Annotated in this window: 19 protein-coding genes, 1 tRNA gene, 1 other RNA gene and 1 pseudogene; 11 read left to right on the plus strand and 11 right to left on the minus strand. The window is 40.6% G+C overall.

Features of this window, described 5'->3' with window-relative positions; all coding sequences use genetic code 11:
* Positions 1-22: 22 nt before the first annotated feature.
* Together ffs and fsa are read left to right on the plus strand one after the other, a co-directional pair.
* Positions 23-113, plus strand: an RNA gene (gene ffs / locus EL17_RS23120) — signal recognition particle sRNA small type.
* A gap of 103 nt (positions 114-216) precedes the next feature.
* Complete coding sequence (fsa, locus tag EL17_RS11350) at positions 217-882, plus strand: fructose-6-phosphate aldolase (protein WP_035073987.1); 666 nt, start codon at positions 217-219, stop codon at positions 880-882.
* Between the two features lie 86 nt (positions 883-968).
* Here fsa and EL17_RS23510 read toward each other — a convergent pair whose 3' ends face one another.
* The gene (locus tag EL17_RS23510) at positions 969-1,109 is read right to left on the minus strand and encodes a hypothetical protein (protein WP_164675063.1); all 141 of its coding nucleotides are present in this window, start codon (positions 1,107-1,109) and stop codon (positions 969-971) included.
* 170 nt (positions 1,110-1,279) lie between these two features.
* On the opposite strand from EL17_RS23510, the gene EL17_RS11355 reads away from it, so the two are divergent.
* The 3 genes from EL17_RS11355 (at position 1,280) to EL17_RS11365 (ending at position 4,023) form a co-directional block, all read left to right on the plus strand.
* Positions 1,280-1,483 (plus strand): hypothetical protein, encoded by a 204-nt coding sequence (locus EL17_RS11355; protein ID WP_035073988.1) that lies wholly within the window; start codon positions 1,280-1,282, stop codon positions 1,481-1,483.
* Between the two features lie 78 nt (positions 1,484-1,561).
* Entirely contained in the window at positions 1,562-2,272 is a 711-nt protein-coding gene (locus EL17_RS11360) for a cell division ATP-binding protein FtsE (protein ID WP_035073990.1), read from the plus strand.
* Positions 2,273-2,601: 329 nt separating this feature from the next.
* A complete protein-coding gene (locus tag EL17_RS11365) occupies positions 2,602-4,023 on the plus strand; it encodes a S41 family peptidase (RefSeq protein WP_035073992.1) in 1,422 nt (473 codons plus the stop codon).
* Positions 4,024-4,085: 62 nt separating this feature from the next.
* On the opposite strand, the gene EL17_RS11370 is transcribed toward EL17_RS11365, so the two are convergent.
* The 4 genes from EL17_RS11370 to gndA all read right to left on the minus strand — a co-directional run bounded on the left by EL17_RS11370 (position 4,086) and on the right by gndA (position 9,270).
* Positions 4,086-5,102, minus strand: a complete 1,017-nt coding sequence (locus EL17_RS11370) for a LacI family DNA-binding transcriptional regulator (protein WP_035073994.1) — start codon at positions 5,100-5,102, stop codon at positions 4,086-4,088.
* A 302-nt stretch (positions 5,103-5,404) separates the two neighbouring features.
* Positions 5,405-5,842 (minus strand): DUF2147 domain-containing protein, encoded by a 438-nt coding sequence (locus EL17_RS11375; RefSeq protein ID WP_035073996.1) that lies wholly within the window; start codon positions 5,840-5,842, stop codon positions 5,405-5,407.
* 196 nt (positions 5,843-6,038) lie between these two features.
* Entirely contained in the window at positions 6,039-7,427 is a 1,389-nt protein-coding gene (locus tag EL17_RS11380; protein ID WP_240485978.1) for a GntP family permease, read from the minus strand.
* Positions 7,375-9,270, minus strand: a complete 1,896-nt coding sequence (gndA, locus tag EL17_RS11385) for an NADP-dependent phosphogluconate dehydrogenase (RefSeq protein WP_035074000.1) — start codon at positions 9,268-9,270, stop codon at positions 7,375-7,377. The genes EL17_RS11380 and gndA overlap by 53 nt, the downstream gene beginning before the upstream one ends.
* A 734-nt stretch (positions 9,271-10,004) precedes the next feature.
* Here gndA and EL17_RS11390 point away from each other — a divergent pair.
* The gene (locus tag EL17_RS11390) at positions 10,005-10,574 is read left to right on the plus strand and encodes a fasciclin domain-containing protein (RefSeq protein ID WP_205623556.1); all 570 of its coding nucleotides are present in this window, start codon (positions 10,005-10,007) and stop codon (positions 10,572-10,574) included.
* A 78-nt stretch (positions 10,575-10,652) separates the two neighbouring features.
* Here the strand turns inward: EL17_RS11390 and EL17_RS11395 are convergent, their stop codons facing one another.
* Together EL17_RS11395 and EL17_RS11400 are read right to left on the minus strand one after the other, a co-directional pair.
* Positions 10,653-11,198, minus strand: a complete 546-nt coding sequence (locus tag EL17_RS11395) for a DUF4142 domain-containing protein (protein WP_035074002.1) — start codon at positions 11,196-11,198, stop codon at positions 10,653-10,655.
* Positions 11,199-11,295: 97 nt separating this feature from the next.
* Positions 11,296-12,030, minus strand: a complete 735-nt coding sequence (locus tag EL17_RS11400) for a hypothetical protein (protein ID WP_164675064.1) — start codon at positions 12,028-12,030, stop codon at positions 11,296-11,298.
* Positions 12,031-12,291: 261 nt separating this feature from the next.
* Between EL17_RS11400 and EL17_RS11405 the strand changes: the two genes are divergently transcribed.
* Positions 12,292-12,380: transfer RNA gene (locus EL17_RS11405), tRNA-Ser, on the plus strand.
* A 340-nt stretch (positions 12,381-12,720) separates the two neighbouring features.
* On the opposite strand, the gene EL17_RS11410 is transcribed toward EL17_RS11405, so the two are convergent.
* From EL17_RS11410 to EL17_RS11435, 4 genes are all read right to left on the minus strand, one after another.
* The gene (locus tag EL17_RS11410; protein ID WP_051719958.1) at positions 12,721-13,125 is read right to left on the minus strand and encodes a DUF6624 domain-containing protein; all 405 of its coding nucleotides are present in this window, start codon (positions 13,123-13,125) and stop codon (positions 12,721-12,723) included.
* Between the two features lie 644 nt (positions 13,126-13,769).
* The gene (locus EL17_RS11425; protein WP_051719959.1) at positions 13,770-14,684 is read right to left on the minus strand and encodes an SDR family NAD(P)-dependent oxidoreductase; all 915 of its coding nucleotides are present in this window, start codon (positions 14,682-14,684) and stop codon (positions 13,770-13,772) included.
* A gap of 68 nt (positions 14,685-14,752) precedes the next feature.
* The gene (locus EL17_RS11430; protein ID WP_035074010.1) at positions 14,753-15,322 is read right to left on the minus strand and encodes a Crp/Fnr family transcriptional regulator; all 570 of its coding nucleotides are present in this window, start codon (positions 15,320-15,322) and stop codon (positions 14,753-14,755) included.
* Between the two features lie 609 nt (positions 15,323-15,931).
* Positions 15,932-18,346: an ABC transporter permease gene (locus EL17_RS11435; RefSeq protein WP_035074012.1), complete on the minus strand. Its 2,415-nt coding sequence runs from the start codon at positions 18,344-18,346 to the stop codon at positions 15,932-15,934.
* A gap of 666 nt (positions 18,347-19,012) precedes the next feature.
* On the opposite strand from EL17_RS11435, the pseudogene EL17_RS23125 reads away from it, so the two are divergent.
* The 4 genes and pseudogenes from EL17_RS23125 to pgl all read left to right on the plus strand — a co-directional run.
* Positions 19,013-19,422 (plus strand): annotated as a pseudogene (locus tag EL17_RS23125) (IS256 family transposase); the annotation flags it as partial.
* A 145-nt stretch (positions 19,423-19,567) separates the two neighbouring features.
* Positions 19,568-19,723, plus strand: coding sequence for a hypothetical protein (locus EL17_RS23515; protein WP_164675065.1), 156 nt, complete (start codon positions 19,568-19,570; stop codon positions 19,721-19,723).
* A gap of 231 nt (positions 19,724-19,954) precedes the next feature.
* Positions 19,955-21,475 (plus strand): glucose-6-phosphate dehydrogenase, encoded by a 1,521-nt coding sequence (gene zwf / locus EL17_RS11445; RefSeq protein WP_035074014.1) that lies wholly within the window; start codon positions 19,955-19,957, stop codon positions 21,473-21,475.
* Between the two features lie 149 nt (positions 21,476-21,624).
* Positions 21,625-22,350 carry a 6-phosphogluconolactonase gene (gene pgl, locus EL17_RS11450; RefSeq protein WP_035074016.1) on the plus strand — a complete coding sequence of 242 codons (726 nt, stop codon included), beginning with the start codon at positions 21,625-21,627 and terminating at the stop codon, positions 22,348-22,350.
* The last annotated feature ends 206 nt before the right edge of the window (positions 22,351-22,556 follow it).

Genomic DNA, 22,556 nt, shown 5'->3' on the forward strand with positions numbered 1-22,556 from the left:
AGGGCTTTTTGCGTACCTTTGTTTCAAGCGGCACGACCAGCTCCTGCTGAATCCCCCAGGTCCGGAAGGAAGCAAGGGTAAGTGGTTGTAGCGGTGCGATGCCGCTTACTTTTTTTTATACCTTATTCTTTATATCAAACTAAATTTTTCAAGGTATTTCGCAATATTCTATTAATTTTGTCAGAGTTAATTTAAACCTTTAAACCTCTTTTTATAATGAAGTTCTTTATTGATACCGCTAATCTTAGTGAAATAGAAGAAGCCTATGACATGGGTGTACTGGATGGTGTGACCACCAATCCATCATTGATGGCCAAAGAAGGCATCACAGGAGAAGAAAACGTACGCAACCACTATAAAGCCATCTGTGATTTAGTAGATGATAAAGTAAGTGCTGAAGTCATCGCCACTGATTATGACGCTATTATCCGAGAGGGTAAAGAACTTGCTAAAATCGATGATAAGATAGTAGTGAAAATACCGATGATCAGAGACGGTATCAAAGCCATAAAATATTTCCACAGCGAAGGCATCAGGACAAACTGTACATTGGTCTTTTCAGCAGGTCAGGCCATACTGGCAGCTAAAGCAGGTGCATCCTACCTATCTCCATTTATAGGCCGTTTAGATGACATATCCTATGACGGTTTGGAACTGATCCAGCAGATCGTACATATCTACGGGAACTTTGGTTTTGAGACAGAAGTGTTGGCTGCTTCGGTTAGACATAGCATGCACTTGGTAAAATGTGCTGAAATAGGTGCTGACGTAGTGACTTGTCCATTAAAAGTCATCACAGGTCTGCTTAAGCACCCTCTGACAGATTCTGGATTGGCCCAGTTCTTATCAGACCATAATAAAGCTGCCGGAAAATTGACCTAAGCCTTTACTCCATGTGTCATCACATGGATCAGCATATTTAACAAAAGGCGCAAATTAATTTTGCGCCTTTTGTAATATAGGGACAATCAATGTTTATGCCCCGGCTTGGAAGACCTTTGATCATCCACATCCCCTTTATCAGCTTTCTTTTTCTTGCCTGCATAACCAACCCATACGAATATACCAATGATGATCAGCAGTAATAATATTATCAGTTCAATACCCATAGTATATAAAGTTTAGTGTTCTAAGATAAAACATGGCAGTAATCATTATGTTTTTAGAGCTGTAGCGCATAAAGGTATAGGTAGCTGGTCAACTTTCTTTTTTAAAAAAATTTTTATCCATTTCTCTTTTACTTAAATTTCGGACAAAACACATTTAGCCACCCTCTCCTATGTATATTATCAAAGTAAAAGGAAAAGCCAAAATACCGGATTATATTCAGATCAGAGATGAAAACTTTGTCTTAGTGGCTTACTTTAGAGCCGATAGACCCATGAAAAATATTGAAAAATTCGGATGGGAAGGGAAAGAGGCAGCACTGGAAGAAGTGATCAATTCCCTGCCATTTGGCAAACTGCAGAAGCTTGAACTGTAAATCCTCCTTTATAATACAAACTTTTCTGCTCAGGTCCGTTTAACTACATACCTACCACCAAAGAATAACAACTAACTTATAATGTTTTCAAGTGACCCTATAGTTCAAGTAAGAAACGCCTGCATTTTCCAAGGGATGAATACCGTATTGCAAGATGTGTCTTTCAATATAGAAAAATATGAATTTGTATTTCTGATAGGAAGGACCGGCAGCGGCAAAAGCTCCCTTTTAAAAACATTGTATGCTGATCTCAAACTGCAGATGGGAGAAGCGGAAGTGGCCGGCTACACCATACATAATATTAAAATTAAAGAGATCCCCTTCTTAAGAAGAAAAATAGGCATTGTATTTCAGGATTTCCAGCTTTTCACAGACAGGAGTGTGGCCGAAAACCTACTTTTCGTCATGAAGGCTACCGGGTGGAAAGACAAAACCAAAATGAAAACACGCCTGGCAGAAGTACTGATGCGGGTAGGCCTGGGAGGTGCCGCTACCAAGATGCCCCACCAGCTATCCGGCGGAGAACAACAGCGTGTGGTGATCGCACGGGCATTGCTCAATGATCCCTCTATCCTACTTGCCGATGAACCCACAGGAAACCTGGATCCTGAAGTGGCAGACGGTATATTTCAACTGTTTCAGGATATCAACAAACAGGGTACCGCCATACTTATGGCTACCCATAACCATGAGCTGCTCAAAAAACACCCCTATAGGGTACTGAAATGCGAAAAAGGAAAGCTTCTGGACAGCAAAACCTCAGACTTTACCTTGAGCACCTCCCAGTGAGGGAAGTGCTTATATTAATCTGCCAAAGTAAAGCTATGTGGTATCCTGCTAAGCTGTAACCCTGCTCCTTTTTTATTTTTTGCACGTAGGAATGCCTCTAATCATACCCTATACCATTTTCATAGGACCTGTAATCCTGCCATCACTGCCGATGTACCATTTTTAACCTGCTCATATCCAGGCCAACATTTAATTTTTCATCATGATGGTAAAAAAATCATATTATAATTTCTATTTTTTTTCACCAGCTTTTTCTAAAAATTATTATATTTAATAACCTAAAAATTAGATTTAGATGTAAATTTAACATCGCTATATCCACACGCCCTATGAAACTTCGATATTCAAATCATCATCCTTTACTTTTCCTCCCCCTTTTTTCAGTCCTGCTCCTAGGCGCCTGTAAAGAGCCGGAAACACCACTGGTGGAAGAAGAAACAGTCGAACTCAGCCGCAATGCATCCATTAACAACTGGATCAAGAAAGAAATGGATTTATACTACTTATGGTTGGAAGAAATGAAAACCCCCAGCTCCATTGAACTTGAACCTGTAGATTATTTTGAAGCCTTATTGAACAAACCTACAGATAGGTTTTCAGCCATATTTGATAACGCTACAGAACTGACGGATGGTCTGGGTGGCACAAGCACAGAAGCAGGATATGAATTTTACCTCTTCTCTACCCAAAATCCGGGACAAGTGATAGCGGAAGTCAATTATGTAAAAAGAGGCAGTCCCGCAGCTACCAAAGACCTGCTGAGAGGTGATATTATTACAGGGATCAATGGTAAAAACATCACCATTACCAACTATCGCACCTTAATAAGTGAAATTGGCAATGCCCATACCATCAGTTACAGTAGATATAATGCTGCTTTGGATAATTTTGAACGCAAGCCAGACATACAGATGGAAGTAGCACGAGTATCCGAAAACCCCAATTATATGGACACCGTATTTACCATAGATAACCAAAAAATAGGGTATATCGTATATCATTTCTTTGCACCAAGTCCTACTCCACAGACACCTAACACTGTTCCACTCTATGATAATGAAATGGATGAGATATTTCAAAATTTCAAAACGGAAGGCGTAAATCACCTTATAGTTGATTTTAGGTATAACGGAGGAGGCTATGTATCCAGTGCTGTAAATTTGGCCAGTCTGATAGCCCCTAATCTATCCTCCAAATCTATTTTTTCAAAAACAAGGTACAATAGCAATTTGATGGCGATAGCAGGTAATGATGATGTCGAATCCTTATTTCTAAACAAACCTGAAAACATAGGAGCTCAGCTGGGTGGAAAAGTATATGTTTTGACTACCAATAGCACTGCGTCCGCATCTGAATTGATCATCAACAGCCTAAGACCTTTTATGGATGTCATTATCATAGGTGAGAAAACTACAGGCAAAAACGTAGGTTCTATTGTTATAGAAGAAGAAAATAATCCTGAAAATACTTACGGAATACTACCCATCATCATGCAGAGTTACAACAGTAGGGACGAATCAGATTATGGCAATGGCTTCCTCCCCAATATTGAGGTTAATGAGCGTACAGAGCGATTAAGACAGTTTGGCGATGTGAATGAAATTCTTCTCCGCCATGCCATAGGCCACATTACCGGCACTCCTCCGGCGGGACGATATGAGATTTTGGACAGAACGGATATAGGTAATTCCATTGATCATAAGGATAGGGCAGGAGTTATGATAGATAATTTACACCTGAAACATCCTTAGCAGTTTTTATAAATTTTCGTAACCTATTAAAATCAAAGCGTTTTAATATCCCAATGAAAAAATCAACCCCCTGATGATTCCCTGATATTGATAATAGAAGGGAAGGTTTTCGTTACAGATTCCAGATCCGGCTGCGTTTTTCTGCTCAGCTTTTTCATCAGCTGAATGGCACATTCCTTTCCTATTTCATAAGCAGGTTGTGATATGGTGGTAAGTGACGGACATAGAAGATCAGCTATCTTCATATTAGAGAAGCTGACCAGCTTTATATCTTTGGGCATGCTGAGTTTTTGTTTATTCACAGCCCGATAAGTAGCTATGGCTAATTTTTCAACAGAGGCCAGTATACCGTCAGCCCTTTGCGGGCTTTGAAGGAGCATAGAGATCTTCTCCACATTATCCTGCTCTTCATGGCAGCACTGGACTATCCAGGAATCTTCAAACACGATTTTATGGGCTTTTAAAGCATCACGGTAACCTCTGAGCCTTTCCACTCCTATGGATATCTCTTTTGACAATAACAAAAACAGGATTTTACTACATCCCCTAGTAATGAGATGTTCGGTGGCTTTAAAGCCACTTTCATAATCATTGGTAATATACTGGGTGGTGGGTATCTGGGGACATATCCTGTCAAAGAATATAATAGGCAGCCCTTTAGAAAACACGGTTTCAAGATGGTCTATTTCGCTGGTCTGGCTCGAGACAGACATTACTATAGCATCTACCCGACCATTAAGCAGGTAGGAAATGATTTTTCGCTCGAGCTGAATATCTTCATGCGTATTGTACATCAAAAGGTGAAAACCATGTTGCTGGGTAACATCCTCTATACCATCTATTACCTGGCTAAAGAAATTATTGATCCGCTCCGGTATGATGACCGCTATGGTTTTGCTTTTATGTTCCCTCAGGCTGCGGGCATATGGATTGGGCTGATAATTCAGTTCCCTGGCGAGCTTGAGCACTTTATCCTTAGTGGGCTGGCTTATTTCATAACTATCATTAAGCGCCCTAGAAACAGTGGAAGGGGCCATTTTTAATTTTTCAGCCAGGTATTTAATGGTTATTTCAGCCATACGGGTAGGTCACTTATAGCATTATACATCCTTCGATCATTTATAACGATGCCGGGGTGAAGTTACACAAAAAAATGCCAGCCGGTCAGGATACTTTTTGAAGACCCGTTATTTACTCCTTTGGCAGTGGCAAAAGAGGCCGTTACTTATTACTCATTGATACCCCCGATAGCCCAGCTGGCCTGGGTGGTGGAAAGATTTCCCACCACCCAGGCCAGCTGATAGCTCTACCTCTCTCACAGGACACTCCTTACTTGGCCTAAAAGGAGTTCACAGTCGAAGGATTACAGGTTAGATAAACATTAATTGGCCCTTGTCCATTCTACTGTTCTTCCTATTAATGAAATACCCACAAATCCTCTTACCTCCAAAGTATTTTCATTTTTTTTCTTGATCGTAGCAGAATAGGTCTTACCATTTTTAGGATCATAAATAGTTCCTTCTTCCCACGTACCGCTTTTATATTGGAAGTCATTTAATAGCCTCATCCCCATGATGGGCCTGTCTCTTTTAGATTTATCAGCATTATTTTTATCTACTTTTGGCCGGTTATTTTCCGTTGGTTCCTGTAGCCAGACTATCTTTCCATAAAACCTGTTCCCTTCTTTGAATATCTCGACTTTTGCATCCTTTTCAGTATTATACCATGTACCGACTATGGCATCAGAGGCCTGGGCAAACACGGTTTGGGCCATTAAAATACCTATAAATGCAAGCAGTCCTGAAGTGATTGTTTTCATATAGTGTTGAGATTTTTAGTTTAACCCCAAAATAGACTAATAAAAGTTCAAGGCCAAAACATAATCCTTAAAAAATCTAAAAAGCTATGGAATGCCTATGCTTATACCTGGATTTAATTAAGGTATGAGAAAGACATGTTTTGTCTACCCAAAAAGAGGGATCATCCTGTTCCCTACCTGTACCCAAGACCTCCATTTATAATATCACCCACAGTATAAGGCTGACTCCGAATCCCACTACGGAAAGTAAGGTAGTCATGACACTCCATGATCTAAGCGTTTGTGTTTCTTCCATTCCGAAATATTTGCTCACCAGCCAGAATCCACTGTCATTTACATGAGAATAGATGCTAGCACCTGCGGCGATGGCTATGACCAGAGCGGCTTTTTGAAAATCAGTATAATCAATACCCTCCAGAACGGCAGCAGTCATCCCAGCACTGGTGATCATGGCCACCGTACTAGACCCCTGTAGCAAGCGAATCAATGCGGAAGCGATATAACCAAATATAATCGGTGCGAAACCCACCTCCATTAAGTAATTTGCCAACATCAGCCCAGCCCCAGTCTGGGTAAGGATCTCTTTGAACACCCCCCCTGCTCCCGTAATCAAAATAATCACGCCAGCCGGCCCTAAAGATTGGGTGCTCACATCCAACAGTTCCTGTTTGGTATATCCTCTTCTGATTCCCAATAAATACCAAGCCAATAAGTTGGCAATGATAAGTGCGGTAAAAGGATGCCCCACAAAAGCCAGCACCTCTAAAACTACAGGAGAAAATGCGCTTTTATTGACCAATGTCTGGGAAAAAGTATTTAACAGGATCAATATTAACGGAAGTCCTAATAGTGCCGCCACCATCTGCACAGAGGGCAGCTTTCTATCCGAAGGAGGATCCATATAACTTTCCGGTGCGGTCACCATGATGCGCTTGGCTATAAACTTACCAAAGACAGGTCCACTGATGACCGCCGCAGGAATACCGGCTAAAAAACCAAATAAGATCACCCATCCCAAATCCGCCCCTAGAATATCTGCCACGGCTACCGGACCAGGAGTAGGCGGAATAAAAGCATGGGTGACAGCCAGTCCTGCCAGTAAAGGCATACCGTAATATAGCAGAGACTTCCCTGTGTTTTTCTGCAAAGCATACACTATCGGAATCAATAATACTACGCCAACATCAAAAAACACAGGGATACTGACCAAAAACCCGGTAATCATCAAAGCCCAAGATGCATTTTTCTCTCCGGCTCGCCTAAGTACAAAGGTGGCCAGAGCCTGTACCCCTCCCGAATTTTCTAAGATGGCACCCAGCATCGCCCCCAATCCTACCACTATGGCTATAAATCCCAAGGTACTCGCCATACCTTGCTGTATACTCAATAGAATTTCCCGCACTGGCATCCCTGCTACCAATCCAACAGATATACTGGATATCAGCAAAGATAGAAAGGCCTGTATTTTAAAGTATAGGATTAAAACCAATAAGACGGATACCCCTATTAATACAGCCCATAGCAGTACTGGATCAATCATGGTCGGCAGTCCAGTCCGTATGGAAATAAGTACTGCTGTCAGCATCCACACGTCTATAGGTATGTGCCCCGAAATAATCCCGCTGGGCCTGGATCATATTGGCCGGGGAATCCTTGGTAATATTGCCCAGATAATAGTTTAAAGCCGAAGACATGACCGGAATAGCGGTGCCCTCATTTAAGCTTTGGGAGACGGTATAGGCCAGGTCTACCTGGCTTTCTCCGAAAGCTTCTACCGCTTTCAAGGAACTGAAAACATCTTCACTTTCTTTAAATATATTGACAAGATCATCCATTAGAGTGGACCTGATGATACAGCCATTGGTCCAGATTCTGGAAACTTCCGAAAGGTTAATATCCCATCCATTGGTTTTGGAAACCGTCTGGATCAGATCAAAACCAATCGCATGGTTTAATAAACTCACCATGGCGTAGGCATTTTTAACCCTATCGGTATTTTCATCTTTTACGAAACCTGCAGCAGGCTTATAGGCAATTAGCTTAGACATTTCTGTCCGAAACTGTTTCCTGGCGCTTAAAGTCCGCGCCATGACCGCTTCTACCAATGGACCATAGGGCACACCGTATTCCAGCGCGGTACCGACAGACCAGCCACCAGTCCCTTTTTGCTCTGCCTGATCCAGGATCATATCCAGAAGATAGTGCTCTCCATCTTTCTTTTTGAGGATATTTATGGTTATTTCCAATAAATAACTATCCAAGTGATGGTCCCGCCATGTGGCGAAGACCTCACTTATCTCTATAGGATCCATACCCCAGTTTTTCCTGAAAATATAATACACTTCTGCCAATAGCTGCATTTCACCATATTCGATACTGTTATGTACCATCTTTACAAAGTGCCCTGAACCTTCCGGCCCCACATAGGTAATGCATGGCTTTAAGTTCTTATCCACGGCAGCCATCGGTTCTAAAAAAGGTTTGGCTATATCATAGCCTTCCTTTGATCCCCCCGGCATCATGGAAGGTCCCTTTCGTGCTCCTTCCTCTCCCCCGGATACACCCATGGGCAAAAAATGCAAACCGTGCTCCGCCAGCCGCTGGGAACGTAGTTTACTGTCTTTGTAATAAGAGTTACCACCGTCGATGACCACATCTCCTTTTTCCAATAGCGGGATAAGGTCATCCAGCTGCATGTCTATTGGCCTTCCGGCAGGAATCATGAGAAGGATCACCCTTGGAGAAGTCATGGAAGTGACAAAATCCTTAAGGTCATCAAAGGCCGCCAGATGAAAATCAGGGTTATCCTGTACCACCTGGGCAGCTATTCCTTCTTCCGAGCCCAGTACATGACGGTTATATATAGCTACTTTTGTTCCTTTTTCAGCTTGATTGAGGGCCAGGTTTCTTCCCATCACCCCCATCCCGATTACTCCAAAGTTAAACACTCTGTTTTCTAGTCTATCCATAATTCTTCTTACGATTAAATGTGGTGCTTTTATGATGTCTACGGTGATGCCATATTCAGGCATTTCTAGATCCGCTATTTGTGAGTTCAGCAGCACGGGGTTCATATAATGATTTTTGCGTGCATTTATCCGCTGGTTGATCAGATCAGGAGACCCTTTTAAAAATACCCAGTGTATATTGTCCGAAACATTTAGCTGCTTTCTATATCTTTCTTTTAATGCGGAACAGGCCAGTACTGCTCCTTTGCCTTTAGACCATTCTTTGATGTTTTCAGCCAATTCTTCAAGCCAGTGCTTTCTGTCTTCATCCTGAAGGGGGATGCCTGCTGACATCTTTTTTACATTTTCGGCAGGGTGAAAATCATCTGCGTCATAGAATGGCATGTTAAGTTGTGTTGCTAAAAGTTGGCCAGTGGTAGTTTTGCCTGACCCCGATACTCCAAATACGATTATTACCATTTTTCTAAAATAAACAAAATATTAAGGAAAACATTAGCCCGTTAAAATTTAATAGGCTTTTTAGCTTAAATTCTAATAACCATAAGGGATTATACAGCCATTCCTTTAAATCATTATTAAAAAAACAGCCCTATCATCCTCATCCCGGTGATGGAGTAGGTAAAAATAATTACCAAGGCCAATTTATGATAATGAAGCATGAATATCCATCACTTCCTATTATACTTCCTGCATGTATCCCTCAGGGGCCTTATTTAGGCCACCTGTCATATAACCGCTCCTCAGGTTAAATGGCTACCTAAATTTAGTTATTTTATTCACTCAGCAATATATAGTAATGAACAGAAAGCCTACATACCTATGGAAAAGCATCATAAATCCCTAATCATCGATTTTCCCACCATTATTTTAGGCTGTGTTTTTACGGATGATAAGTGGAGACAGAGAGGGTTTACCAGTTATTATACTGGATCCGAAATAATTGTCTAAAAAGGCTTCAATCGCAAAAAATAAATTCCACAAGTCGGGAATATTTTCTACAGGTCAGCAGTTTAAACTCCCCATATTTTGTGATTAAAACACCTATTCTCATGCTATTTAATTCTAAAATCAAATTAAAATTAAGTAATACAGGGCTAATTATTATCGATTGGCACATTCGGATCTTACTTTATATTGTAGAATAGTTAGTGGCATACATAGTGTTTAATTATAATTTAAACACTATAAACAATATGAAAAACTTGAAAACATTATCCATTGCAGCTGCATTTGCTACTGCCGGTATATTGATGGCATGTGATGCCACTACCACTTCTTCCACCGAAGACACCACTGCGGATAGCAGCTATGTAGCTGAAGAAACTGAAGTCACCCCTGCAGAATCAGAAGCAGATGAGACGGTAGTGGATATAGCCATAGGATCCGCAGACCATACTACATTGGTAGCTGCCCTTTCTTCTGCTGAATTGGTAGAAACCCTTAAAGGCAATGGCCCTTTTACCATATTTGCCCCTACCAATACAGCTTTTGAGCAATTGCCTGCCGGCACCGTAGACAATCTGGTAAAACCGGAAAACAAAGAGAAGCTTACCGACATCCTCTCCTACCATGTGGTATCTGGAGAAGTTAAAGCAGCGGATCTTTCCGATGGGCAGGTTATCCAAACCATCAACGGTAAAAACCTTACCGTATCAATCAAGGACGGAACAGTATCGATCAACGGAGCCAAAGTAACTGCTGCTGACCTGGATGGTAGCAATGGTGTGGTCCACGTTATCGATTCAGTATTGATGCCAAAATAACCTTCATTTTTAAAGATAAGGGCCTGTATATAGCAGGCCCTTATTTTGTTTAATATATTTATATGTTTATTAAACAATCTATTGCTGTATTTCTGATTGGATCAATTGTGCATCGTATAACCTTTGATTGATCTGTGCCAGTTGTTGACTGGCATAACCTTCCAGCTCCTGAACATTGGACGTGGCCACCTGCCCCTCCATGATCTCCTGGCCCCAAATAAAAGCTTCTATGTTCTTTTGGATATAGAGACTGTCAAACATTTCTCCATCATATGCAGCCAAATTGTTTATTTGGGTTTGCTGGGGATGAGGCAGACTATCCGCTATAGTTATTTCATAGCTTTCCGCAAGGGTTTCCAACTGTGCTTTGGCGAGGCCGTACTCTTCATTCATCCTTATGGCATAGGCCAATATCAACCCATCAGTACTATTCTGCTCCGCCAGCCTGGCATATTCCAGACCTAACCTATTAAAATGAGCCGCATTGGTCATGAACAACTCATCTTCCTGGGTCAATTCCGCCTCTTCTGCCGGAAGATGTTGATCCATATTACACGAAGCCATCACTAAAACCATCATACTATATAAAATAAACCCAGTATTGTACTTTTTTATCACCATCATAATACATTCATTTTGTGTTAAAATCTGTCATAAGTACAAGTAATAATATAAAATTGCATGTACTCACAAGCTTCCTTTCTTAGGGTAAAATATTTTATCAGAGGGTCAATATCAAACCTATGGAAGCAAAATTGATAAGGGTAAAATTATAAACCTCATCTACATCCGCCCCACCTTCCAATATCCTATACCCTGCTTTCAGGTCCAACTTTGAATAAACCGGCAATTTGCCTCCCAGAAAAAAATCAAATGCCCTTCCAGGTCCACCAGCCAGGCCATCCCCTTCCAGAAAAAGTGTGCAGCCGGGGAGCTGATATGCTGTAAAAAGATGGAGCAGCGGCACAAAGCCGACATCATCTTTACGGTCCGCGGTGCCATTTTCCGAAGTAAGCCTTACGCTGGCATCCCTTATCTTTGCGGTGAACCCTATACCTACTACCCAGCGATCAGTGGATACGATATCACGGCGATACGTAAGCCGGTAACTGTTGAATTTATAAAACCCATCTATATTCTCCCCTTCGCCAAAGGTGGAGTTTTGAAAAGCAATGTCGAATGGTGCCGCTCCTTCATAATTCACATTGAGCGGTGCAAAAAGGCCAAAGATATGGTTCTTTTCATTGAAGGTATATCCGACTCTCAGCCTAAAAGGAATGACCAGGCCTTTGGCATCAAAATCCCGGGTAAAATTAAAGGAAGTGCCTCCTTGATTGGGAATCCTGACATTGTTATATCCCTGGAAAGCCAGCCCGGATTCTACATCGAAGGTAAATTGAGCCTGGGCCTGATAAGTAATCAGCATGGCGACTGCAACAAGTAAGTGTTTCATCATAGTATATCATTTTTGTATATAAAAGCTACGCCAAACCTGTATTGTTTGCCTGAAGGGCATATTTGAATAAAATAATAGCATTGCGGGTTTAGGGTGACGAACCAGATCAAGACTTATAAAATTTACTGATTGTATGTCAGAAAGTTATACAGTGGAAGTGTAAAAAATACCCATACAGCCGATAAATAGGGCCAACTTGTTTGTTAAAATCAAATAATATGGTTTATATTTGCAACACTTTAGAGAGACATAAAGCGATACAGAGGGTTGGGTGAGTGGCTTAAACCAGCAGTTTGCTAAACTGTCGTACGGGTAATTCTGTACCGGGGGTTCGAATCCCCCACCCTCTACTGAACAGAATCCTAACTTACTGTTTGTCAGAAAGTTAGGATTTTTTTTATGTTTATTGGGCTATTACTGTTGCTAAATTCGGATTTCAAGCTAACATTTCATAAAGTCCTTCTAATTTTGAAATGAACAAAATCAGCATCTCCACTATAATTGAAGGTTAATCTTTCACTAAAAAAGGTATTTCTTATTTTTTTAATGCCGGCTAAAGTTAAACATATGCTTGTGGGGTTTCAAAGTACTTCACAGACCACACGGGGGAAATTTGACTAAGTGCCGAAAATCCTGCACTTTCCAGTTCGCTGGCCTTAAGCTATAGCAGTGTTCTGCCTCTTATTTATTTTATAGACTCTTAAACACAAATTCTTTATACATACCTATCGGCATCATTCCCATTTCCATTCTTCTTTTATCCAAATTGTCTATGTCTTCAGTAGGAGTCAATTCTACTGCCTTATTTAGAGGGTCAACTTTTGAGAATTGGGTTCCATATAACTGGTCTTGTCCATTATTGATCTGGATTCTGTCATAGAGATAAGCATAGCTTTGACTATCAATGTCGTCATTCTGTACAGCCTTCTCTATATTCTTCAGTTGTGATTTTTGCCATTGTTTGTCCATATCAGCATGTTGTATCATTAAAAATATCCCATTCATAGCATCTTTCCCAACTGATTTCCTTGTCGGAAAGCTATATTCTTTGAATATTTCTTTCAACCTGTTCCTATGCTTTTCGTCAATCTCCATAGGTCCATATTTAGTTATTTTGGTTGTATCTTATTATATTTTAAAATAAAGTCATTCATACTATTTCCTCTCACTGCCTGATCGTCCACGTACATGATAATTAATTCTGCTTGAAGATTTTTATTCTCTACTCTTACCTGAGAAAATCCAAGGCATGGATTCACGTCTGCCAAAAACTGCTTAGTACAAACTTCTTGCAATATGTCCTCATCCAGGGTTTTTAATAACTCGGCTATTACATCATTCTTACCGAGGACATTCTATACTTCAAGCCCCGTAATAAGATATTTACTGTCTATTTTATTTGAAATACTCCTTAGAGAATCAAATTGTAAATTAGCAAGCTCGTCATTTTTTTCCATTGAGCTCCCTATCATTCGCCAACCAAGGCTCCAGATTTCTTCATCAGATATTTGGAGATTTTCATTTTGATTGCAAGACGCCAAAAAGCTAGAACTAAAACCAAAAATACCAGTACTTTATTTTACATTATATTAATTTCTTGATATAGGGTAGAACTTGTTTATTTATATACAAATGAACAATAACGATATCATTTCATTTGGCAATAAGTAGTGTTAGTTTGAGATAGTTCGAATTTACTGATTTTTGTATATATAGTTTATAAATTGATGTTTTCCAAATCATGTAAATTTTGCATCCTGCAAAAGCTGTTCGCTTTGCTCCCAAAGCGCTACCATTAAACTGTTATCCTGAGCTAATTTGGAAGGTGCTGGAAAGGTTAGCTTTCCCGCCCGCAATGCGACATAAACCTTGCCTTCCGGAACTTTTACCTTCCCCAAAGCTAAACTTGCTAATGACAAACCCGCGTCTTTAATACTGTTTGATTTCGGAAGTATTCGCTTTCTCAAAAACGGTATGGTAAAGACCTGCCAAGCAATACGCATAAATATCGTCCCTTTTTGTAGTAAACCGGTCCCGGGTGTGGGCCCTGGATCATATGCAATACATTGCCAATTGTTTTGTTTTGCTTCTTTAGAATTAGCAAGTTGCCTTATAGTTAGTATAGTGCACAATTTAGAAGCAGCGTAAGCCCTTTGAGCATTGATAGTCATTTTCACATCCAGCGTAGTATCTTTTTCGGGATGTGCCAACCAAATTGCATTGGCGTGTACTGGTGGAGCAGATAAGGCATTTTCATCTGGGTTGTGCGTGCCACTTGTGGTCATTATGATTCTGGCATTGGTGTCCAAATAAGGCATCAATAATTTCAACAAATAAAAATGTGCCAAGTGGTTTACAGCAAAGGTGGATTCAAAACCATCAACAGTCCTTGAATTGATATCCGGGTGGTTCATACCTGCATTGCAAATAAGTATATGAATTTTTTCAGATTTGATATATTTTACCACCTCAGCGGCAAACAAACGGACATTATCCAAACTTTCTAAATTAAGTGGAATATGCATTGCCCCTTGAATTTGGCTCTTTCTATTTCCCAAAATCATTTTTGTCCCCAATGTAGTCATCAATTCTTTTGAAGTGACTGCTCCAAATCCGGAAGTGCCCCCAGTCATTATGATGTTTAACTTTTTCATATTCTTTTGTTATGGAACAAAGTTGCCATCAAAAAGGGGGAAATTATTTGCCATATGACAAAAACTATTTAGCTGATGTTTTTTCTAATTCTGCTTAATGAAGATGGTGTAATTCCTAAATATGAAGCCAGGTAGGATAATGGAATTCGATTGGTAAGCTTTGGATATTTTTCTAAAAACTTCAAATATCTCGTGGTGGCATCTTCAGAGAGTAAAGGATTTATTTTGTCTATTTTTTCAACCATTGCTTTTGAGAGGATTTTTTGAACGATTTTATCCCAACCAACAATGGTATTAGAGAGCTCTTGCCAATTCTCTTGTGAAAACACAATTAACTTGCAGTCCGTAACAGCCTGAACATATCCTGTTGATGGGATTTTATTATCGAAACTGTTTAAATCCACAAAAAAATTGTTTTCATCCATAAAGTAGCTGGTTATTTCCTCTCCTGTGTTGCTGTAGTAACAAAACCGGATCACTCCATCTAGGATGAAGCCCACCTTTCGGGCAATTTTTCCTGCCTCCGAAAAATATTCTCCTTTCTTAAGTGCTGATTCTTGTGCTTTTTGGGATATAAATCCTATTTGTTGTTGGTTTAAATTTCCAAATTGCAGTATGTATTCAATCAACATCTCCATGTCTACAAATTAGTTAAAGTATAGGTATATTAATTATAATATTAAGGTAGAAAAATGGCGGCTTTGTTTTTAGAATATTCATCAGAAAAAAGCATTTATCATTTCGTTTGGACTTAAGATTAACATAATTATTTATTGAATTCCCTTTCTATTAATAGTATTTTCAGTCCAACTGGGTCGGGTTTTCTGGGGTTCTGATCTATAATTATTTTTATGGATTTTCTGACCTTTTCATCTCCTGAAGGAACTTCACGGAGCAATTGTTTCAGTTGCAAAGCAAGTGATCTATACTTACTTCTTTCGTTGGTGTATCAGACGGAAGCTTTACTTCGTCGGTTTCAGCCCCGTAATGCATGATCCATTCGACTTATCTCCGTGAGGCTGTTCTTGTTACAGAAGTCTTCGATTTTTTTATAATCCATAATGGGTTATTTTCTAAAAATTAGAAAAAGCTTAGGGAGATGTCTAAGAAATATATACTCATATAAGTCTAAACCGGGAAAATATATACTGCCTAATGATAAAAGTAGTGGCTTTATCATACTCAAAGTATAAGCTTTCCAAGCTTATTTTTTTTACAAAAAACGTTAAAGACTCAAAAGGGAGGTGCTACTCACTCTTCAATATTTCCGCCGGATTAGCCCTTGCCACCCCAAGTGAATGAAAACCCACCACCAGTAAGGTCAATATCAGCACACCAAATCCCACACCCCCAAACATGAGGTATGGCATATCTATTTTATAGGCAAAATCCTGCAACCACATATTGCTGAGGTAATAGGCCGGATAAAATGCCAATACAAATGAAATCAGCACCAACCAGACATACTGAGAGGACATCAGTCCGATAAGCTGCAAAACCCCAGCTCCAAGTATTTTGCGGATACTGATTTCTTTTGTCCGCTGGGCAATGGTAAAAGATGAAAGTCCAAATAATCCCAATATGGATATCAGGATGGCCATACCTGAGGCAAAACCCATGACCCCCTGTATCTTACGGTCCTCCTCATAAAATTGAGCCAACTGTTCATCCATGAAAGTGAATGAAGCTGATTCTTGCGGATACATTTCCTTATATATATTTTCCAACCTTTCTTTAGCCACTGCCAGGTTTTGCTTGCCCGATACTTTGGCCACTAACAGGTTAAAATAATCAGGATTATAGGTCAGTGCCATAGGCATGATCTCTTCTTTCAGACTTCTTGCGTTGAAATTGTCAATGACCCCAACTATGGTTTTGGTATCCCCTCCCAACCTGACAGTGGCCCCAATGGCTTCCAAAGGATGGTTGAAACCGGCCTCCTTAAGAAAATTACGGTTGACCAATAATTCATCTTTTATGTTTCTGGCTTTTTCTCCCCCCAGCAATTTGATCTGATGGACATCCACAAAGGCCGAGTCCACGTTCATCACATGAATGTTTATCCTGGTTTCACTGGTATCTTTGGTGAGATAAAGATCTGATGTCCAGATGCTGTAGGAAGACACCAATACACCGCTAAGGCTTACTCCTTCGACAAAACTTTCATTTCTCAATCTTTCCGCCATGCTCTCCCTTGCGTCTCTATCCCCCATAAATGGAAGATTGGTGTAAAGCACGGCATCCTTTTCAAAACCCAAAGGCTGTGAACTTATATAATTAAGTTGGGTGGTCAACACCGTAACCAAAATAATAAAAGCAATGGAGGCGGAAAATTGGAGTACTGTAAGATTTTTTCTTAAGAATACCCCCATAGAAAAACCGTGCACATGATGTACCTCCCCTTTGAGTGCTCTTTGAGGCTGGTATCTTGCCAGCACCAGAGCAGGATACAATCCTGAGACCAGGGTAAGCAGCAACATCAACCCAAAAAGAAATAACAAACTCAGATGGTTGACATAGGAAGGCTCAAAACCTTGGGGAAGATAATCCTTGAAATATTGTGTGATCAGGTATGCCATTAAAACAGCCACCATCCCTGCGATCAATACTATGGCAAAAGTTTCACTCAAAAACTGTACTATCAACTGTACCCTCTGACTGCCCAAAGTTTTTCTGATGCCTACCTCTTTTGCCTTATTAATGGCCTGGGCAGTCTCCAGGTTGATAAAATTAAGGCAGGCAAGCAAAAGAATAATGATACCGATATAAACCAGTCCATCCAACATGGCCTGGGAAACTGCTGTATTGTCAAAATTCTCATTAAAATGTAGGTTGGCCAGTGGTTCAGCAAAAAAAACATTCTTTGTATCCGCTTTGTCAGCATAGTATTTATCGGAAATTGTTTTCAGCCCTTCATCAATGTCTGCGATGGTGCTTTGTTCAGCAGCCAATATAAACAACTGACTGGAGGAATTGAGATTGCTCCAAGTGTGAAGACCATACCAATCCTCTTTTTCTTTTAACTTAATAGTGCTGAAGGAAATAAAATCCTGAAAAAAGAAATCCGTTTTTCCCTCATAATCCTTGACCACGCCTTTTACCTGCGCCCTGATGGAATCATTGGCATCTATCCAAAGCATTTCCTTGCCCAAAACATCGTGAGGTGACAGTCCTGGGAAATACTTTTCCATACTGGCCAAGGTGATCACCGCAGACCCCGGTTCCTCCAAAGCAGTCACCGGTTCCCCTGCCACCCATTCTCGCTGAAAAATCTGCATAAAACCGGGATCAGCAAAAACCACATTGTTGCTTCTACCTATCTGTTTGTTTTGCTCGGGTAAAATTACCATGGTTTCATGCAAAACATATAACCTTCCCTTAGTGGAGATATTGGCAAGTTCTGCGTCGATCATTTCCCCCAGTGGTCCCGGAGTGGCCGAACTCTGGAAAAAACTTCCCGGCTCCCACTCCAAGCTGGAATTGATCCTATAAATCCTGTCCGCATTTACATGAAAGGTATCAAAGCCATGGGCAAACCAGACCATATTGAAAACCAACAAACAGGCAGCCATGCCCAAAGAAAGTCCCAAAACATGCACCAAGGTCCTTAATTTGTTCCTCCTGATATTTCTGATAGCGATGATAATATAGTTTTTTAGCATAATGCCCAATGATTGATGTCGGATATTTGACATGTTTTTTTTATACGCCACACCTCACCGTCTGAGCCGATGAGCGTAACAGCAGTCCGGGAATTTGCAGAGAAGTTTAGCATACGGAACCTCAAAACACGTTTACTTATCCCCACAGTGGAATAGGTATCGCATATGGATTCCACATTTTTAGCTTTGTCCACTTTGCGTGAACGGAATGTTGTCCCCTCTAGTACCTAAATTAACTTCGTGAAACCTCTTTGTGCTCCTTTATCCAGGCTATAAGCAGATAATTGTATAGCATATTCCTTAATCTTACATTATTAAAAATCCCTGACATACATATAAGTATTCCGGGATGATATCTCTTTTCCAATACAGGTGCCAAACAGAAGGGGCCCAATTTGCATAAAACATTGCATTCTTAAGAATATGGGTATTCTTTGCGCACAATATTGTCCGAAGGCGGACGAAAACTGCTGTATTACAAATAAATTTACCAAATTGAACTAAAAAACGGTTTTACTTAAATTAATTTAATGCTCATGCCGTAATCCTAGGAATCAGAAAGCAACGTGCTTTATATGGATCTGTATATTATATACATGGTCATATCAAACTAATAAGGCAAAACTGGAATATTTCCTGAGACAGCTTCAGAAGCGTACCGTGGGTGAAAACATAATCATCTCCATGTATGCCAAAGGGATATCAAATCAGGATATTGAGGAGCAGGTTCGTGAGTTATATGACATAAATGTATCCACCTCTACCATATCAAGGATCACCAGTGCCGTCACCGAAGATATTACTGTATAGAGAAACAGACCCCTGGATTCATTTTACTTCATTGTATGGATGGACGGAATCTTCTTCCAGGTAAGGGAAAATTCAAAGGTTGTTAACAAGGCATATTATATTGCCGTAGGCTTAAAACCAATGGACTAAAAGAAATTATGGGACTATGGCTGGGGAAAAATGAATCCTATGCTTTTTGGGTGGGTGTGCTCATAGACCTTAAAGCCAGAGTGGTCGGGGATATACTTATTACAGTCACTGATAATCTCAACGGTTTTACCGAGACCAGAGGAACCAACCTATAGACTTCCACCGGAGTAAGTTGCTTGCCTTTTAGAAGAAACCTTAAATCAGTATTCAAAATTCAGGAAACCTTATTATTAACCTAGTATCGATACCGCTACACGACACTTTAAAAATGAGATACTTACTTTGTCGGTGAAGGTACCTGATGAGCCCAAGAGGCTGGTTTATTTGAAAGTGACGGAGAAAGAACTGCTGGTGAGCTGTGATTTTGATACAGATCGTACTTATCTGAGCCGCTATGCCTATTATGCTTTATTGGCTCAAATGAACTATGATGGGTAGCGATAACTTTGAAAATTATTTATGGCCGGATTTCTTTGACCCCAAAGAGGAGAGATATGGGAAACTTGGAAGGCACCTAACAATGACTTTTTTTGTTTTGATGACAGATAATCCTATATTTAACCATAAGGGCAGTTGGAAAATATTTTGAAGCGCAGATATACAGGCGTTCAGATAAAGAAGGGTTTTTTCGCAATTATAGAGACGTATCCTAACCTTGAAGTTTAAAGAATGAAATTAAAAACAGAAAAGAAAAACGAGTCTACTGTCATTATCGTTTTCGGTGGCACAGGTGATTTAGCTAAAAGAAAGCTAATCCCTGCGTTTTATAACCTGTATCTAGATGGCTGGATGCCGGATAATCTGGCCATATATGGCCTCGGCCGTACAGCATTGAATGATGAAAGTTACCGGGAGAATTTATTTCACAGCTTGACTGAATTTTCAAGAAGCGGGAAACCGGAACCGGAAAAATGGGAACATTTTAAAAAGTTTCTGCACTACCTTCCTTCCAACATTGACGATGCCCAATCTTATCAGGAATTATACTCCGAAATAGAGCATCAGGAAAAAGCATGGGGACAAAGGGCAAACCGGCTTTTTTATCTGTCTGTAGCTCCCAAATTCATAGAGACCGCCTGTAGGAATTTAAGTACCCACGGTCTGGCAGAGGATATAAAGAAAGACAGGATCATTATCGAAAAGCCATTTGGCTATGATAAGGATTCAGCCATTGCTTTAAACAACATGCTATCCGAAGTATTTAGCGAAAAGCAGGTGTACAGAATAGACCACTATTTAGGAAAAGAAACCGTCCAGAATATACTCGCATTTCGTTTTGCCAATACTTTGTTTGAACCGCTTTGGAACCGCAACTATATTGAATACATACAAATAACGGTAGCCGAGGATGTGGGTGTTGGAGACCGTGGCGGGTATTATGACGGATCGGGGGCTTTGAGGGATATGATTCAAAACCATCTGCTGCAGATTCTGTGTATGATCGCCATGGAGCCTCCGGTGACTTTTGAAGCAGAAGAAATACGCAACAGAAAAGTAGATGTGCTGAAAGCCATTAGGCGCATACCCGTAGAAGACGTACACCATTACGCGGTAAGGGGACAATATGCCGCAGGGTGGATAAAAGGAAAAGAAGTAAAGGGATATCGGGATGAAGGGGAAACAGATAAAAATTCGTCCACCGAAACCTATGCTGCCATTAAATTTTACCTGGACAACTGGCGCTGGCAGGATGTCCCCTTTTACCTTAGAACCGGTAAAAGGATGCTTGAAAAGACTTCTTCTATTACGATTCAGTTCAGGCCCATCCCTCATACTACCTTTCCGACCAGCCATGCCGACGGCATAGCTCCCAACCGTCTGACCATTAATATCCAGCCCCAAATGGATATAAAATTGCGCTTTATGACCAAGAAGCCTGGATTGGAAATGAACCTGAGTGCTTCTGAAATGATATTTAATTATGACAGTTGCTCCACCCAGACACCAGAGGCCTATGAGACCTTGTTATTGGACGCCATGCTGGGAGACACGACGCTCTTTATGCGAGCAGACCAGGTAGAAGAAGCCTGGGATGTGCTGGCATCTATCCAGCAGGTATGGCAACAAGGCGGGGATGATTTCCCAAATTATGTAGCAGGAAGCTGGGGACCGGAAAAAGCGGAAGCATTGATAGCCAGGGAAGGACATTTCTGGGCTATGGATATTAAGAAAAATGATAAGAAGCCATAAAAATCCGCAATGATTCAGGCAAGCAATATGCTTTTTTAAGGGCGTAAGAAGAAGACAGAAAATGCATCTTCTTCTATTGCCTATCATTTAGTAATTGATATTTACTATCTGTAGAATAATCGTGTGGATATACCTCTAAAATTTAAAGGATGCTAGAAAAATTTAAGCATATCAAAGAATTAAATGAACATACTGCAGATCTCATCACAGAGGTCGCTAACAGATCAATTTCAGAAAATGGCTGCTTCACCATTGCTTTGACTGGTGGATCTTCACCTGAAGGTCTTTATAAATTGTTGGCATCGGAGCAATACCGAAAAAAAATAGACTGGACCAAAGCATTTGTTTTTTGGGGAGATGAGCGATGGGTGCCTCTGGACAGTCCGCAAAGCAATGCTGGGGCTGCGCACAAAGACCTATTGCAGCTACTTCCTGTACCTAAAGACCGGATTTTCCCGATGTACCATGAAGGGGCCACGCCTGAAGAATACGCTATGACGTATGCCTCTGTTCTGGAGGAGCATTTATCCGGTTCAAAGCATTTTGACCTTATCTTGTTGGGAATGGGTAAAGACGGACATACCGCATCCCTGTTTCCGGGAGAAGCAGTTTTGGAAGAAAAAAACAAAAAAGTAGCCGCATACTATTTGAAATCACAGGATATGTATAGGATCACCTTAACCGCACCGCTTATAAACGATGGTAAAAACATAATCTTTCTGGTCTTTGGAGAGGAAAAAGCGGATGCGCTGTATCAAGTATTGGAAGGAACAGAAAGTTACCGGCAGTTTCCTTCCAAGCTGATAACTCCTGTGTCAGGTAATCTCTACTGGATGGTAGATGAAATGGCCGCTGCCCGGCTCAAAAAACATTAGTGGGTCGATAAAGGGAGAGTTATCCAAGTGAGATTCTACAGTTTCCACATGGCAATTAATGTGTGCCCCTTATCGTCCATTCATGGAAGTGCTTATCCTTTCAATCATCTCCTCTCCTCTTATCCTATTGCAAAATGACCGGTATCATAAATATGGAAGTCCACTATATTGACGCCTTTTTAAAATGCAGCAGCACCGCTTTCAGG

It is taken from the genome of Anditalea andensis, from assembly GCF_000714815.1.
In the GTDB taxonomy this organism is placed as follows: Bacteria; Bacteroidota; Bacteroidia; order Cytophagales; family Cyclobacteriaceae; genus Anditalea; species Anditalea andensis.

Coding starts and splice junctions, on each gene's coding strand:
- EL17_RS11365 (WP_035073992.1), top strand. CDS start 2,602: ATGAAACTTCGATATTCAAATCATCATCCTTTACTTTTCCTCCCCCTT.
- EL17_RS11410 (WP_051719958.1), bottom strand. CDS start 13,125: ATGGAGATTGACGAAAAGCATAGGAACAGGTTGAAAGAAATATTCAAA.
- EL17_RS23510 (WP_164675063.1), bottom strand. CDS start 1,109: ATGGGTATTGAACTGATAATATTATTACTGCTGATCATCATTGGTATA.
- EL17_RS11395 (WP_035074002.1), bottom strand. CDS start 11,198: ATGATGGTGATAAAAAAGTACAATACTGGGTTTATTTTATATAGTATG.
- EL17_RS11430 (WP_035074010.1), bottom strand. CDS start 15,322: ATGGAGATGTTGATTGAATACATACTGCAATTTGGAAATTTAAACCAA.
- EL17_RS11355 (WP_035073988.1), top strand. CDS start 1,280: ATGTATATTATCAAAGTAAAAGGAAAAGCCAAAATACCGGATTATATT.
- zwf (WP_035074014.1), top strand. CDS start 19,955: ATGAAATTAAAAACAGAAAAGAAAAACGAGTCTACTGTCATTATCGTT.
- EL17_RS11400 (WP_164675064.1), bottom strand. CDS start 12,030: ATGATGAAACACTTACTTGTTGCAGTCGCCATGCTGATTACTTATCAG.
- EL17_RS11435 (WP_035074012.1), bottom strand. CDS start 18,346: ATGCTAAAAAACTATATTATCATCGCTATCAGAAATATCAGGAGGAAC.
- EL17_RS11425 (WP_051719959.1), bottom strand. CDS start 14,684: ATGAAAAAGTTAAACATCATAATGACTGGGGGCACTTCCGGATTTGGA.
- EL17_RS11375 (WP_035073996.1), bottom strand. CDS start 5,842: ATGAAAACAATCACTTCAGGACTGCTTGCATTTATAGGTATTTTAATG.
- pgl (WP_035074016.1), top strand. CDS start 21,625: ATGCTAGAAAAATTTAAGCATATCAAAGAATTAAATGAACATACTGCA.
- EL17_RS11380 (WP_240485978.1), bottom strand. CDS start 7,427: ATGCTGACAGCAGTACTTATTTCCATACGGACTGGACTGCCGACCATG.
- EL17_RS11390 (WP_205623556.1), top strand. CDS start 10,005: ATGAAAAACTTGAAAACATTATCCATTGCAGCTGCATTTGCTACTGCC.
- gndA (WP_035074000.1), bottom strand. CDS start 9,270: ATGGTAATAATCGTATTTGGAGTATCGGGGTCAGGCAAAACTACCACT.
- EL17_RS11370 (WP_035073994.1), bottom strand. CDS start 5,102: ATGGCTGAAATAACCATTAAATACCTGGCTGAAAAATTAAAAATGGCC.
- fsa (WP_035073987.1), top strand. CDS start 217: ATGAAGTTCTTTATTGATACCGCTAATCTTAGTGAAATAGAAGAAGCC.